At 64.8% G+C, this 15,469-nt stretch carries 6 protein-coding genes; all 6 read right to left on the bottom strand.

The genetic code is table 11. From position 1 onward, the window contains the following. Nucleotides 1–208 precede the first annotated feature (208 nt). On the bottom strand, nucleotides 209–8,797 hold the full coding sequence (locus ACSBOB_RS21480; protein WP_442578108.1) for a GH36-type glycosyl hydrolase domain-containing protein: 8,589 nt from the start codon (nucleotides 8,795–8,797) through the stop codon (nucleotides 209–211). Nucleotides 8,798–9,062: 265 nt separating this feature from the next. Then, entirely contained in the window at nucleotides 9,063–9,650 is a 588-nt protein-coding gene (locus ACSBOB_RS21485) for a HutD/Ves family protein (RefSeq protein WP_442578109.1), read from the bottom strand. Beyond that, entirely contained in the window at nucleotides 9,647–11,317 is a 1,671-nt protein-coding gene (hutU, locus tag ACSBOB_RS21490) for a urocanate hydratase (RefSeq protein WP_442578110.1), read from the bottom strand. The genes ACSBOB_RS21485 and hutU overlap by 4 nt, the downstream gene beginning before the upstream one ends. 40 nt (nucleotides 11,318–11,357) lie before the next feature. Next, nucleotides 11,358–12,158, bottom strand: coding sequence for an N-formylglutamate deformylase (gene hutG / locus ACSBOB_RS21495; protein ID WP_442578111.1), 801 nt, complete (start codon nucleotides 12,156–12,158; stop codon nucleotides 11,358–11,360). 247 nt (nucleotides 12,159–12,405) lie between these two features. Then, nucleotides 12,406–13,935 (bottom strand): histidine ammonia-lyase, encoded by a 1,530-nt coding sequence (hutH, locus tag ACSBOB_RS21500; RefSeq protein ID WP_442578112.1) that lies wholly within the window; start codon nucleotides 13,933–13,935, stop codon nucleotides 12,406–12,408. Continuing rightward, nucleotides 13,932–15,164, bottom strand: coding sequence for an imidazolonepropionase (hutI, locus tag ACSBOB_RS21505; protein ID WP_442578113.1), 1,233 nt, complete (start codon nucleotides 15,162–15,164; stop codon nucleotides 13,932–13,934). The genes hutH and hutI overlap by 4 nt, the downstream gene beginning before the upstream one ends. Between the last annotated feature and the right edge of the window lie 305 nt (nucleotides 15,165–15,469).

Below are 15,469 nucleotides of genomic sequence, written 5' to 3' on the forward strand. Positions count from 1 at the left end.
TACCTAAAACATTGTGCGTTGCAGCAATCCGCAAGACCTATCCATTGCGACCCCGCACTTCAATGCCCTCCCGCACACCGGGTTCCCTGTTTTTGAACAAAAGATCGTAACGGGCCGCAACTTTTCGTGATTACGTAACGGTTTGAGATTTAACGAAAAAAGGCATCGTTGCGGCGAAATAAAGGCGACATCTCATCAAATTGTGAAGTCAGCTCCCGGCGCCGCGAAGCGGTATGACGTTGGACCTGTCAGCAGGCACCTTCCCGCTGGCCACCCGGAAGCGTCCGTCCTTCAGTTTCTTGCCATTGACCTCGACCACGAAACCACTTGCTCCGACGGTGCGGGAAACGACGATGCGATGGCTTTCGCCGCCGAGGAGCAAGGTGGCCGTGAAGCCATCCCATTCGCCGGGAATCGCAGGATTGACAATGACTTCACTGCCTTTGCGGGTGATGCCAAGAATGCCTTCGACGGCAGCGCGATAGAGCCATCCGGCAGAGCCCGTGTACCAGGTCCAGCCGCCGCGGCCGCCCTTGTCGTCGCTCGAATAGATGTCGGCTGCGACCACATAGGGCTCGACACGATAGCGCTCGGCGGCGGCTTCGTCGCCCGCATGGTTGACCGAGTTGAGCATCCGGAAGCAGCGCCATGCGTCGTCGGTCCGCCCCATTTTGGCCAGAGCGATGACAAACCAGGTCGCGGCGTGGGTGTACTGCCCGCCGTTCTCGCGGACCCCCGGCGGATAGCTTTTTATGTAGCCGGGTTCCTTCGTGGTCTTCGAGAAGGCGGGCGTGAACAGCTTGACGATGTCGAGTTCGGGGTCGACCAGCCGCTTGAAGGCCGATTCCATCGCCTGTGCGGAGCGCTTGGCATCGCCGCCGGCGAGCACGCTCCAGGATTGGGCGATCGAATCGATCTGGCATTCGTCGGATAGATGCGACCCGAGCGGCGAGCCGTCGTCATAGCTGCCGCGGCGATACCACTCGCCGTCCCAGGCAGACTGTTCCAGCGCCTTCTTCAGCGCCTTGGCGTGCGCTTCCCATTTGACGGCGCGCGCCTCGTCCTTGCGCTCGCGCGCGATCGGCGCGAAGTCACCCAGCGCCTTCAACAGGAACCAGCCCAGCCAAACGCTCTCGCCCTTGCCGTGGGCCCCGACGCCGTTCATGCCGTCGTTCCAGTCGCCGCCGAGCATCAGCGGCAGGCCGCTCGGGGCCGACCGGGCAATAGCGAGGTCGAGCGCCTTTACGCAGTGATCGTAGAGCGCCGCCGTCTCGCGGGTTGGCTCGGGCGTGAAGAAGGCGTCGTGCTCGTCTTCCTTCAGGGCAGGCCCGGAGATGAACGGGATCTTGCGGTCGAGGATCGTGCGTTCGCCCGTCACCTCGATGAAATGCGCCGTCGCATAGGCCAGCCAGACGACGTCGTCCGAGATCATGGTGCGGACGCCGGCGCCGGTGCGCGGCAGCCACCAATGCTGCACGTCGCCCTCCGGGAACTGGCGGCCGGCGGCATTGAGGATCTGTTCATGCGCCAGGCTCGGGTCGTGCATCATAAACGCCAGCGTGTCCTGAAGCTGGTCGCGGAAACCGAAGGCGCCGCTTGCCTGGTAGAAGGCCGAGCGCGCGCGGATGCGGCACGCAAGGCTCTGATACGGCAGCCAGTTGTTGACCATCGCGTCGAGCGCTTTGTCGGGCGTCTCGACCTGCAGCGTATCGAGGAAACCCCGCCACGCCGCCTCGTTCTCGGCTAGCCGATCGTCGAAATCCCTGGCGCGGTGCCGCAAGACGAAGTCGGCGGCTTCCTGCGTCGAGCCGGCATCGCCCATCAGCCAGAGCAGCGACACTTCCGCGCCCGGCGCGATTTCGATGTCGCGGGCCATCGCCGCGCAAGGGTCCAGCCCGGCCTCGACCTTGCCCGAAAGGGCAATGCCACCGACGGCGGCAGCCGGCCACTCGACCGACCCTTCCGGCCCGAGGAACTCGCCACGGTCGGTCGTCACCGACTGTGCCTTGTCGTCGGTGGCCAGGAAGGCGATGCGATCGGAGAAATCGAGACTGTATGGATTGCGGGCGAGCAGCGCGCCGGTCTCGGCATCCAGCGACGGCACGATGTTCGGCGCGGACAGCGCCCGATTGTTGCCCATCACCCATTCGACATAGGCATAGACGGTGAATTTCGCCGCCAGCGAACCGGTGTTGCGCAGCTTGAGCCGTGCGATCTTCACGGAATCCTTGGGATCGACGGTCTGCGTCAGTTCGAGCGACACCGTTCCCCGCCTGGCGAGGAAGGTGCTCACGCCCTGCCCGTGCCGCGCCTCATAGGTTACGGCGGGATCGCGGGCGACCGCCGCGAAAGGCGAGAAGACTTTCCGGCTGGCGTGGTCGAAGACATAGAACGCCTCGCCCGGGCGGTTCGACACCGGATCGTTCGACCACGGCGTCAGCTGGAAGTCGCGGCTGTTGCGGCTCCAGGTGAACGAAGCGCCTTCGGCCGAGGTGTGGAAGCCGAAGGAGGCGTTGGCGATGACGTTGATCCACGGCTGCGGTGTCGAGCGCGTGCCGGCGAGCCGCACGACATAGTCGCGGCCCTTATTGCCGAAGCCGCCAAAACCGTTCCAGAGATCCAGCCCCGATCCATCCGCAGCGACGTCACGCCGCTCGGCGATGCGCATAACAGGACGGCTATCGGCTGCCGGCGTGGCGCCTATGACCGTGGCATCGGCAGCAGCACGCAGCGCGTCACGCGCCTTGAGCGCTTCGCTTTCGGCGCGCTCGACCTGGTCGAACACGGTGCCGTTGCGGGTGTGCAGCACGATGCGCGCCACCGCCAGCAGCGTCTTGTAGGATTCTTCGTCCATCAGGTCGCGCCGCACCGCGAAGATATGCTGCCGAGGGCCAAGCTCGGTGCCGCGCGCCCGGCTGTTCTCGCAGAGCGATTCGATCGCCTGCTGCAGGTCCTGCACGTAGGACGCGGCCTGCTCGTTGAGGATGACCAGGTCGGCGACCAGTCCCCTCGCCCTCATGTATTCCTGGTAGCGCAGCGCCTGCGCCACGATCTCGAGGTCGGCCACATCGCCGATGCGCACCGTAAAGATCGGGTAATCGCCAGAGATCGCCATCGGCCACAGCGCCGACTGCTTGCCGAGGCCAGAGGCGATCGTTTCCGGCGCTGTGCGCAGATACGGATCGGGATAGATGAGGTAGCGCGCCAGCCGCTGCACGTTGGCGGCGTCGGCGAGACTGAGACCCATGTGGCGGGTCTGCACCTGCGAACGCGTCCACGACAGCATCGCCTGGCGGGCAAAACTCTCGGGATGATCGAGCAGGGCGACCACCTGTTCGATCTCGCCGCGATTGGCGCCGACCACCGTCCAGAAGGTCAGCTGCACCTTCTTGTTGGCCGGCACGCGAACGCGCCGCCGCAGCGCCATGATGGGATCGAGCACGAAGCCGGCGCTGCCGCCAAGCGTGGCGCCGCGATCGAAGGCGGCCGGATCGGCGATGCTGCGCCCACGCCCGATGAAGGCGCGCCGGTCGGTCTCGGCCTCGGTCTCGCGGGCGACGCCGGATGCGTCTGTGACGAAATGCGCAGCCTCGATGTCGGGCTCGTTCGCCGCACGCTTGCGGCGGGCGGCGAAGATCGCGTTGCCGCCGCGTCCGATCTCGGTCTCCACGAACATCTTCGAGAAGACCGGATGAGCGCTGTCGGTGATTTCCGGCGCCAGCACGAATTCGGCGAAGGACGTTACCTCGATGTGGCGGTCTACGTCGCCATCATTGTGGAGTGTGATGCGCCTGCCCTCGCCATTGCCCTCTGACACGACGATGCATTCGAGCTCCGACCGCAGCGTGCCGACGGTTTTGACGAAGGTCGCCTTGTCGTCGTTGAAATGCGCATAAACCTTCTCGCCCTCGGCGCGGCGCGGCGCCACGGTTGCCGACCACCAGTCACTGGTCTCGACGTCGCGAAGGAAGATGAAGGTGCCGTCGCGGTCCTCGGACGGATCGCCGCGCCAGCGGGTGATCGACAGGTCCTGCCAGCGGCTGTAGCCGGTGCCCAGCGCCGTGACCATGACGGAATAGCGGCCGTTGGACATGACGTTGGTGGCGCGCAGCGCATGCGCCGGGTTGAGGATGGTGCGGCTGTCGTTGCTCGTCTCGTCCTCCTCGACCGCGACATCGTCGTCGGCCTCGGTGCGGACCGTGGCGACCGGTATGTTGCGCGGCGCCTTCTCCTGCAGCAGCAGTTCGGCGGCCTCGATCACCGGATCGCTGTGGAAGCGGTCGCGCATCCTGCCCTCGAAGATGGCATTGGCGATCGCCACGATCGACATGCCCTGGTGGTGGGCATAATAATTGTAGACGACGGCGTGGTCGGTGCCGTCGGGCACGCGCTGCGGCGTGAAGTCGACCGCGTCGTGGAAACCGTAGCGCCCGAGCGCGCCGATGGCCTTCAGCCGATCGAGGTTGCGCACCGCCTCGTGCGGCATGAACTGCGCGGCGAGGATTGTCGCATAGGGCGCGATCACCGTGTTCTGCGCCAGCCCGCGCTTCAGGCCGAGGCCGGGAACGCCGAAGTTGGTGTACTGGTAGGTCATCTCTCGGTCGCGCGCGTTGTAGGCGGCTTCCGAGATGCCCCACGGGATACGCTTGGAGCGGCCGTACTGGATCTGGCGGTGGACGACCAGCTTGTTGGTCTGGTTGAGGATACCGCCCTGCGGCTCCTTCATCACCAGCGGCGGCATCAAATACTCGAACATCGAGCCGGACCAGGACAGCAGCGCGCCCTGGAAGCCGATCTCGACGATCGGCCGCCCCAGTCGGAACCAGTGGTCGGTCTGGATATCGCCCTTGGCGATGGCGAACAGGCTGGTGAGGCGCGCCTCGGAGGCGAGCAGGTCATAACAGCTCTCGTCGAGCTGATGGTGCTCGACCCGGTAGCCGATCGATAGCAGCTTGCGGTCCTGCCGCAGCAGGAAGGAGAAGTTCATATCGAACGCGAATTTGCGCGTGCGGTCGCGCAGTTCGATCAGTTTTGCGCGCAGCGTCTCGACTGCCCGATCGTCGCTGTGAGCGTCGTGGACATGCGCCTCGCAGGTTGCGAACAGCTTTTCCGCCCAGTCGGAAAGGATGACGCTTTTTTCCGAACCCACCTCGGCATGCATGGCGGCAGCCAGCTTGCGGATCTCGCCAGCCAGCACCGTCAGGTTGATGGTGCGGATCGAGGCCATTTCCGGCTGGCCCTTGATGGTCTCGACGGCACGCCGCACGCCTTCGATCCGGTCGCGCAGGCGCTGGCGCAGCGGCCGCAACTGCCTGCGGTCGTCGGGCAGGTCGTCAAGCGTCTCTTCGAGGATGGTCACCGTGTCGAGCAGGCCATCGAATTCGCCTTGAAGATGCACGGAGGGCGCCTCGGCCCATTCGTTGCACGCAGCCGCAACGGCGATCAGGTGGCCCGCCAGATTGCCGCTGTCGACGGCGGAGATGTAGAGCGGATAGAGCGGCCGCAACGTGTTGGTCTCGTACCAGTTGTAGAGATGACCCTTGAAGCGCTCCATGCCTTCGATGGTCGTCATCGTCTGGTCGATGCGGGTGACGGCTTCCGACAGGCTGATCCAGCCGAAGTCGCGCGCCGAGACGACCGACAGCAGGTAGACGCCGACATTGGTCGGCGAGGTGCGCGGCGCGACCAGCGGCAGCGGCGTTTCCTGGAAATTGTCGGGCGGCAGCATGTGCTGTTCCGCGGTCACATGCGCCTCGAAATAAGCCCAGGTGCGCCTTGCGACGACGCGTAGCGCCTTGCGGTCCGCCTTCGAGACGCGCAGCCGGTCCTCCGTCTCGGCCGAGCGGCTGATCAGCCAGGCGAAGGCGGGCGATCCGGCCCAGAAGATCGCGAAGAAGAAGGCGACGAAAGCGCCGGTGGAATCCGCGGCCACGGGAATGACCAGCCCGACGACGGCGATCACCACCGCGCCATACATCATGCGGTAATAGGAGGTTAGCGTGTTGTCGCCGGACTTGTGCGCCTGCGAGGCGGTGCGCCATTCGAGCATGTGCTTGCGGCTGACGAACAGCCGGTAGAGCGTGCGGATGATCGCGTCGCCCATCATCCAGGCCGAATGCGCCATCAGCACGACCTTGAGCGCCACCATGGCGGTGCCGAAGGCGGCGTCGCGGAACAGCGCGTTGAAATGGCCGCGCGCCGTAGCGTCTGCGCTCTTCGGCAGGATGGCGTCGACGACATTGAAGGTCGGCGCCATGAACAGGCTGAGGATCAGCAGCGCCTGCCACTGCGCGGCCTGCGTGAACGGCAGCAGCGCCCAGCCGGCCACAGCCGCCATCACCCAGAAGATCGGCGTGATCGAACGCCTGAGATTGTCCACCATTTTCCAGCGCGACAGCGCCGGGACGCCGGAGGTCGGATCGAGGATGAAACGCAGCAGCTGCCAGTCGCCCCGCGCCCAGCGATGATGCCGGGAGGCGTCGACCGAATAGCGGGTCGGATAGTCCTCGACCACCTCGACGTCTGTCACCAGCGCCGCGCGGCTATAGGCGCCTTCGAGCAGATCGTGGCTGAGCACGGCGTTTTCGGGAATGCGTCCGCGCAGTGCCGCCTCGAAGGCGTCGACGTGATAGAGCCCCTTGCCGGTGAAGGTGCCCTCGCCGAAAACGTCCTGGTAGAGATCGGACACGGTGAAGACGTAGGGGTCGAGGCCGCGATTGGCGGAGAAAACGCGCTGGAAGAAAGAGGCTTCGTCGCCGGTGGTCAGCGACGCGGTGACGCGCGGCTGCAGGATCGAATAGCCATGCGTTATCCGGCCGGTCTTGGCGTCGATCTCTGGCCGGTTCAGCGGATGGGCCAGCTTGCCGACAAGCTCGGTGACCACGTCGCGGGTCATCTTGGTGTCGGCGTCGAGCGTCATCACATAGACGATGTCGCTCGGCAGCGGCCGCTCGGTCGGCATGAAGGTGGTGTCGCCGTCGCCACGCAGCAGCATGTTCAATTCATGCAGCTTGCCGCGCTTGCGCTCCCAGCCCATCCAGCAGCCTTCGGACTCGTTGAAGAGCCGACGGCGATGCAGGATGTAGAATTTCGGGGCGCCTTCCGACGGATAGCGCTCGTTCAGCAGCGCGATCTCTTCCCTCGCGTGGTCGAGGATTTCAAGATCGGCGGTGCTCTGCTCGGTGTCGCTGTCCGGCCAGTCCGACAGCAATGCGAAATGCAGAGCGCCCTTCATGTTGGCGAGATGATGGACCTCGAGCGTGCGCACGGCCTCTTCGACGTCATCGCGCGAATTGATCAGCGACGGCACCACGACCAGCGTCCGCGCGTGTGGCGGAATGCCTTCCTTGAATTCGTAGCCCGGCAGGCGGGTGGGCTCCAGGAAGAGCAGGACGACCGTATTGAAGAACGACATCGCGCCTTCGCTGGCCGGCACCGCGAACAGCACAAGCATCAGCGTGATCGCCCAACCCGGAAGGCCTATGCCCGCGAGCGCCATGCCACTGGCCGCGAGCAGGATCACCGTCAGAAAGAACACCGGAACGGCAATGCCCAGCCATCCCGTTGACCGGAAAGCCCGCACCAGCCGGCGGCCGAAGCCGGGCTTGTAGCCGATCGATTTTTCCAGTTCGGGTCGGCGTTCGCCGACCAGGAAGAAGCCGACATCCGTGCCTTGCGGCTCGCCCTGATCATCGAGGACATCACCCGGCCGCGACGACTTGCCGGCAAGCTCGGTCGCGCGTTTGGCTACTTCGAACTCGGAAAGGTTGGAGCGCCGGGCCAGTTCCTCGATCTCGCCGCGATACTGGTTGCGCGATTCGAAATCGAGAGCCGCATAGTCGCCGCGCTGGCGCAATTGCTCGTCGATGCGGCTGACGCCTTCGAACCAGTCCGGCCAGTCGACGTCGTTGATCAGCCGCAAGCCGCGAATGATGTTGCCAGCCGTCACATTGCCGCTGGACAGCGTGTGATGCTCGCCGAGCGTAATTTCTTCCGCGTCCGAACCGGACTTTTCCAGTTCCTCCTCAAGCCAGATCAGCGCCTCTCCGGCATTGTGGGAGCCGTCGCGCAGGCGATAGAGCAACTGCGTCGCGAAAGTCGTGTCGCGGGCATGCGCCGCATAGCCCGACATGATGTTGCGCCGGTCCTCGCCGTCGCCGGAAGCCAGCACGCGATCCGCAACGTCGTTGGCGATCTGCCGCATCTCGCGCGCGCGCTTGACGCGCACGGCGATGCGGCGAAGGTTCTCGATCAGCACGAAACGCAGCAGGGACGGCAGGGCCCACAACTCGCCGATGCGGAACGGCTCGACGCTCTGGTAGCCGTCGACCAGCGCTTTCAGCATCTGGGAGGATACGGCGCTATCGGAATGCGCAACGTAAGCCCAGGCAAGCGCCAGGGCGCGCGGCTCCTGGCCTCCACCCGGCAGCTTCATCGACGGCAGCTGTTTGTAGAAACGCGGCGGCAGGTCGCGCTTGATCTGGAAGATCGTCTCCTCGACCAGATAGTTGTTGTCGAGTAGCCATTGAGCGGCCGGCGTTATCGGCTCGCCCCGCGCCTGCGCGGCATTGGTCGAGCGGTAGGTCTCCAGGATCTTGGCAGCGTTGTCGCGGTGCCGCGCGTGAAAGTCGAATTCCTTCAGCCCGTAGAGGTTCTCTAGCTCGTTGCGGGCAAGGCTGGCGCCCAGCGACCGCAAACGGTCCTCCTGCAGGAACGTCGACCGAATGGGCTGCTCAGCTTCGGCAGGGAACAGCAAGGTCGCAGTCTGGGTGGCTTCGGGCCGAGCCTGAATATTCATGAAAGGACGGATTCCAGGGCACAAACAGGAAGGCCACGGCCGAATGCCGCAGCCGCAATCAACGCATAACCGCTTCAGATGGCAAAAGTTGCATTGCAACACCAGCCGATCCTCACTTCAGCCGCGACACAATGACTTTCGAAACTCGATTGTTCCGGCAGCCTGCCGAAACCAGCCGAACCCGTCCGGTCGGCGATGCAAAGCGGCGAGATTTTGGCTTTTTCGTGATTAAAATGAGCGCGTTCCAAATATCGCGGATGCGCGATCAGACGCGCCGGATTTCGATCGTGTAAACCAGGGCGAACGGATGGGGGCGAAGCCTCGCTTCGGTCCGGCCATTCGACCAGATCGCCGTGTCGTGGCGGGCGAGATCGATCTTTTCTTCACCCATATCCACTTGCACTCGCCCTTCGGCGCAAAAGATGGCCACGTCATGGCCGCCCGGCGCGATTTCCACCGCTTCCGCCAGATGCAGGCGCCGAACCATGTGTTCCACACGGCCACGCCGCGACATGACGTTGAGGTCGATGACCGTGCCGGCGACGCGATCGGCCGAGGCCGGAGCATCGGCTGCGAAGACATGCGGCTTCGAGGATTTGGTCAGTTCGACAGGCTCGTCCGCTCCGACGCTCAGGCGGATGCCCTCGCCTTCCAGGATCGACAAGGTGCGGTCGATGCCGGGAAATGCCGAAAACGACCCGTCCCTCTCGACGGTGGCCATGGACAGCCGCCAATCGAAATCTTCAAGCCCGGCGCCCTGTGGCGACACCACGATCTCAGCCGTCGTGCCGCCGCCGTTCTTCCACCGCATAACGCGATGGTCGGCGGCGCGGATGACGGCAAAACCGCTCACCCGAGGATGCCGGGCAGGTTGAGCTGCTGCTCGCGGGCACAGTCTATGGCGATCTGGTAGCCGGCATCGGCGTGGCGCATGACGCCGGTCGCCGGGTCGTTCCACAGCACCCGCTCCAGCCGCCGTGCAGCATCCTGAGTGCCGTCGGCGACGATGACCATGCCGGCATGCTGCGAAAAGCCCATGCCGACGCCCCCGCCATGATGCAGCGACACCCAGGTCGCCCCTGACGCCGTGTTGAGCAGCGCATTGAGCAGTGGCCAGTCGGAGACGGCGTCCGATCCGTCCTTCATGGCCTCGGTCTCACGGTTGGGCGAGGCGACCGAGCCGGAATCCAGATGGTCTCGGCCGATGACAACCGGGGCCTTCAACTCGCCCCTGGCCACCATCTCGTTGAAGGCGAGGCCGAGACGATGCCGGTCGCCGAGACCGACCCAGCAGATGCGCGCCGGCAGCCCCTGGAAGGCGATGCGTTCACGCGCCATGTCCAGCCAGTTGTGAAGATGCGTGTTGCCGGGCGTCAATTCCCTGACCTTGGCGTCCGTCTTGTAGATATCCTCCGGATCACCGGACAGTGCGGCCCAGCGGAACGGGCCGATGCCGCGGCAGAACAACGGGCGTATATAGGCCGGCACGAAGCCCGGGAACGCAAAGGCGTTCTCGAAACCCTCGTCCTTGGCGACCTGGCGGATATTGTTGCCGTAGTCGAGCGTCGGCACGCCGGCGTTCCAGAAGCCGACCATCGCCTCGACATGCTCACGCATCGACGCGCGGGCCGCCTTCTCGACCGCCTTCGGATCGCTGACGCGCTTCTCGCGCCATTCGGCCAGCGACCAGCTTTTGGGCAGATAGCCGTTCAGCGGATCGTGCGCGGAGGTCTGGTCGGTCAGCATGTCCGGCCGTACGCCCCGGCGCAGCAGTTCCGGCACGATATCGGCGGCGTTGCCGAGCAGACCGACCGATTTCGCCTCGCCGGCCTTGGTCCAGCGGTCGATCATCGCCAGCGCCTCGTCCAGAGTGTCGGCGCGCTCGTCGACATAGCGGGTGCGCAAACGGAAATCGATCGAGTCGGGATTGCACTCGATGGCGAGGCAGCAGGCGCCGGCCATGACGGCGGCCAGCGGCTGCGCGCCGCCCATGCCGCCGAGGCCTGCTGTAAGAATCCACTTACCCTTTAGGTTACCGCCAAAATGCTGACGGCCGGCCTCGACAAAAGTCTCGTAGGTGCCCTGCACGATGCCTTGCGTGCCGATGTAGATCCACGACCCGGCCGTCATCTGGCCGTACATCATCAGCCCCTTCCTATCGAGTTCGTTGAAATGCGCCCAGTCTGCCCAGTGCGGCACCAGGTTGGAGTTGGCGATCAGCACGCGCGGCGCGTCGGTATGGGTGCGGAACACGCCGACCGGTTTTCCCGACTGCACCAGCAGCGTCTGGTCATTCTCCAGCGTCTTCAGCGTCGCCACGATGCGGTCGAAATCGTTCCAGGTGCGGGCCGCGCGGCCGATACCGCCATAGACCACCAGTTCGTTCGGGTTCTCGGCCACGTCGGGATCGAGGTTGTTCATCAGCATCCTGAGCGGCGCTTCGGTCGTCCAGTATTTCGCGTTGAGTTGCGGCCCACGCGGTGCGCGGACTTCGCGAATGTTGTGGCGCGGATTGGTCATGATGCGCTCCTTCAAGTGCCAGCAAATGCCAGGCCTGCGTTCAGACCGCGAGGCGGCCGGCAGCGGTTTCGAGTTCGGTGAGTATTGTCCGCAGATGGACGCGCAGCCGTTCCGCCTTCGCCTCGTCATAGGTGAAAGGCAGCGCCTCGCCGGCGAGGTGTGTCGACTGCGTCAGTTCCATCTGGATGGCGTGGACGCCGCGTGACGGCTGCCCGTAGTGGCGGGTCGTCCAGCCGCCCTTGAAGCGGCCGTTGACGATATGTGTATAACCCTCTGCTTTCGCGCAGGTTTCACGCACCACCGCTTCGATTACGGGCGCGCAAGTCAATCCATTGTTGGTGCCGATGTTAAAGTCCGGCAGCTTTCCCTCGAACAGGAAAGGGCAATGTGAGCGGATCGAGTGGCAATCGTAGAGGATGGCGATACCATGCTCGGACCGCACTCGCTCGATCTCGGCGGCAAGCGCGGTGTGATAGGGCCGATGAAAAGCCTTTAACCGCGCGCCGACATCGTCTTCCATCGGCCCCTGCCCGTCCTTCCAGATCGGCTGATCGTCGAAATCGGTGAGCGGGACGAGACCAGTGGTGTTCTGGCCCGGATAAAGGCTTTGCCCTGACGGGTCGCGGTTGGCGTCGATGACATAGCGGTGGAACGTGGCACGCACCATCGTGGCATTGGGCAGCAGGCCGGAGTAGAGACGGTCGACATGCCAGTCGGTGTCGCGGAGTTTCTGGCCTTCGTCGTTCAGGCGCTCTCGGATATCAGCCGGAACGAACGTGCCGGTATGCGGCAGGCCCAGGATGACAGGCGACGAGCCGCGGTGGATTTCGACGGGAGTCATAGACGACCTCCACGCAAGTCATTCCGTCCAACACCCCTCATCCGACCTCGCTTCGCGAGGCCACCTTCTCCCACAGGGGGAGAAGGGAGAGTTTCGCGCCTGTCCCACTGCAAATCTCCCAATTTGGCGATTGGCAAAAGCGGAAGTGCAGTGCTCCACCTTCTCCCCCTGTGGGAGAAGGTGGCCTCGCGAAGCGAGGTCGGATGAGGGGTGTTGGACGGAGTGCAAACGAGTATCATCATGCCGCCTATAGCTCGGGAAGAACACCAGAGCTGACGCTGGCGTTCAAAGCTCCGGACAAAACCAAATCCCCCCCTGCCGCCAGATCGTCCGCCATATAACGGTCGACTTCCAAGTCAGGCACCACCTTACGGATCGCGGCATGCGCCTTCCGCAACTCGGTCCCGGTCTTCAGCGGCGCGCGAAAATCCACACCCTGCGCGGCGGTGATCGCCTCGATGCCGATGATGCCGGCGAGATTCTGCGTCATCTGCAACAGCCGCCGCGCGCCGTGGCAGGCCATGGAGACATGATCTTCCTGATTGGCCGAAGTCGGCGTCGAATCCACCGAAGCCGGGTGCGACATCTGCTTGTTTTCGCTCATCAACGCTGCCGACGTCACCTCGGCGATCATCAGGCCGGAATTCAGCCCCGGCTTCTTCGCCAGGAATGCCGGCAGGCCGAAGGAAAGCGCCGGGTCGACCAGGAGCGCGATGCGCCGCTGGGCGATGGCGCCGATCTCGCATACCGCGACGGCGATCTGGTCGGCGGCAAAGGCGACGGGCTCGGCATGGAAGTTGCCGCCCGACACCACCGACCCGTCGCCCAGCACCAGCGGATTGTCGGTGACGGCGTTGGCTTCGATCTCCAGCGTGCGCGCCGTCATGCGCAGCAGATCGAGGCAGGCGCCGTCGACCTGCGGCTGGCAGCGGATACAATACGGGTCCTGCACACGCTCGTCGCCTTCCAGATGGCTGTCGCGGATTTCCGAGCCCTTCAGCAGCGCCCGCAAGGCGGCAGCCGTGTCGATCTGGCCGCGATGGCCGCGCAATTCATGGATCTCGGCGTGGAACGGCGCGGACGAGCCCATGGCGGCGTCGGTGGACAGCGCCCCGGTGATTAGCGCCGCGCGCGCCGCGCGATGCGCGCGGAACAGACCGGTCAGCGCCAGAGCGGTCGACACCTGCGTGCCGTTGATCAGCGCCAAGCCCTCCTTGGCGGCCAGCACGATCGGCTTAAGCCCGGCTTTTTCGAGCGCGGCCAGCGCCGGCATGCGCGCGCCATCGTAAAAAACGTCGCCGACGCCGATCATCGCCGCCGCCATATGCGCCAGCGGCGCGAGGTCGCCCGAAGCGCCGACCGAGCCTTTTTCCGGGATGACCGGCACAATGCCTTTGGCCAGCATCGTTTCGATCAGCGCGATCGTCTGTGGCCGCACGCCGGACGCGCCACGCCCGAGCGAGTTCAGCTTCAGCGCCATGATGAGCCGCACGATTTCCGGCGCCAGCGGTTCGCCGACGCCGCAGCAATGGGAAAGAATCAGATTGCGCTGCAGCGTCTCGACGTCGCCAGCCGGAATGCGCACGCTGGCGAGCTTTCCGAAGCCGGTGTTGATGCCATAGACCGGATCGCCTTTTGCGACGATGCCGGCGATCACCGCCGCGCCGGCGGCGATGCGATCCTTGCCGGACGGGTCGAGCGACGGCACCGCGCCGTCGAGGACCGCCTGCCAGTCCCGCAGCGGCACAGAGCCGGGTTTCAGGACGATCTCGGTCATTGACCTCTCCAGACGCGGGCGTGAAGCGGGTTGAAACCCATGCGATAGACCAGTTCGGCCGGCCGCTCGATGTCCCAGACGGCGAGGTCGGCCCATTTGCCGGCCTCCAGCGTGCCGGTGTCGCCGGCCAGACCCAGCGCGGCCGCGGCGTTGCGGGTGACGCCGAGCAGGCATTCCTCGACCGTCATCGAGAACAGCGTCGCGGCCATGTTCATGGTCAGCAGCAGCGAGGTCAGCGGCGAGGTGCCGGGGTTGCAGTCGGTCGCAACCGCCATCTTCACGCCGGCATCGCGGAAAAGCTGGATCGGCGGCTTTTTGGTCTCGCGGATGAAATAATACGCCCCCGGCAGGATCACGGCGACCGTGCCGGCCTTGGCCATCGCCGCAGCGCCGTCCTGGTCCGTGTATTCGAGATGGTCGGCCGACAGCGCGCCGTAGCGGGCGGCAAGAGCTGTGCCGCCGAGGTTGGAGAGCTGGTCGGCATGCAGTTTTACGGGCAGGCCGAGTGCCGTTGCCTTGTCGAAGACTCGGGAAATCTGCTCCGGCGAAAAGGCGATGCCTTCGCAAAAGCCGTCCACCGCGTCGGCAAGGTTTTCGGCGGCAATCGCCGGCAGGATTTCGTCCGCCACCTTCCCAATGAAGGCATCCTTGTCGCCGGCGGCTTCCGGCGGAAGCGCGTGCGCGCCGAGAAAGCTGGTCCTGATCGTCACCGACCGCTCGTTTGCCAGTTGACGCGCGGCGCGCAACGATTTGGCTTCGTTTTCGAGATCGAGCCCGTAGCCGGACTTTATCTCGACCGTCGTCACGCCTTCCGCCATCAGCGCATCGAGGCGCGGCAAGGTTTCCCGTACCAGATCGGCCTCGCTTGCGGCGCGCAGGGAACGAACCGAAGAAACGATGCCGCCCCCTGCCCGCGCCACCTCCTCGTAAGTCGCGCCGGCCAGCCGCATCTCGAATTCGTTGGCGCGGTTTCCGGCATGGACCAGATGCGTGTGGCAGTCGATCAGGCCGGGCGTGACCCAGCGGCCGCCGCAGTCGATCGTCTCGGCGGCGGCAAGATCGGCTGGCAAGTCGGCCTCCGCGCCGGCGAAGATGATTCTTCCGTCGACCGCCGCCACCGCGCCACGCTCGACGACGCCCAGTCCGGGAAGCCTCGGCGACATGGTTGCAAGCCGGGCATTGCGCCAGATGCGCGTCCCCACCGTCGCTTGCGTTTTGCTGACGCCCATCGTCTTTTCCATTTCAAGTCGGCGACAATATGTATATACATAATGACGACGGACGCAAGCGGATTGGCGACCGTGAATGTCGGGTTCGGCATAATCACGCGATGGATCGGAAATGAAAACGCTCTACGTTGCCCCCCTCTGTCCTGCCGGACATCTCCCCCGCTTGGAGGGAGATTGCACTGGCCGCTTTGGTTTCGCCAATCTTCGACATTCCAAGAAAAGCGCCGGGGTGGGAGCGGCCAATCTCCCCCCAAGCGGGGGAGATGTCCGGCAGGACAGAGGGGGGCAACGTAGAGCGCTACCTC

Origin of the sequence: Mesorhizobium sp. KACC 23794 (assembly GCF_052180275.1) — a bacterium.
Lineage (GTDB): Bacteria > Pseudomonadota > Alphaproteobacteria > Rhizobiales > Rhizobiaceae > Kumtagia.

Excerpts from the sequence above, each read along its gene's own strand:
- hutH (WP_442578112.1), bottom strand. The coding sequence starts at position 13,935 with ATGACCGAGATCGTCCTGAAACCCGGCTCTGTGCCGCTGCGGGACTGG.
- hutG (WP_442578111.1), bottom strand. The coding sequence starts at position 12,158 with ATGACTCCCGTCGAAATCCACCGCGGCTCGTCGCCTGTCATCCTGGGC.
- hutI (WP_442578113.1), bottom strand. The coding sequence starts at position 15,164 with ATGGGCGTCAGCAAAACGCAAGCGACGGTGGGGACGCGCATCTGGCGC.
- hutU (WP_442578110.1), bottom strand. The coding sequence starts at position 11,317 with ATGACCAATCCGCGCCACAACATTCGCGAAGTCCGCGCACCGCGTGGG.
- ACSBOB_RS21480 (WP_442578108.1), bottom strand. The coding sequence starts at position 8,797 with ATGAATATTCAGGCTCGGCCCGAAGCCACCCAGACTGCGACCTTGCTG.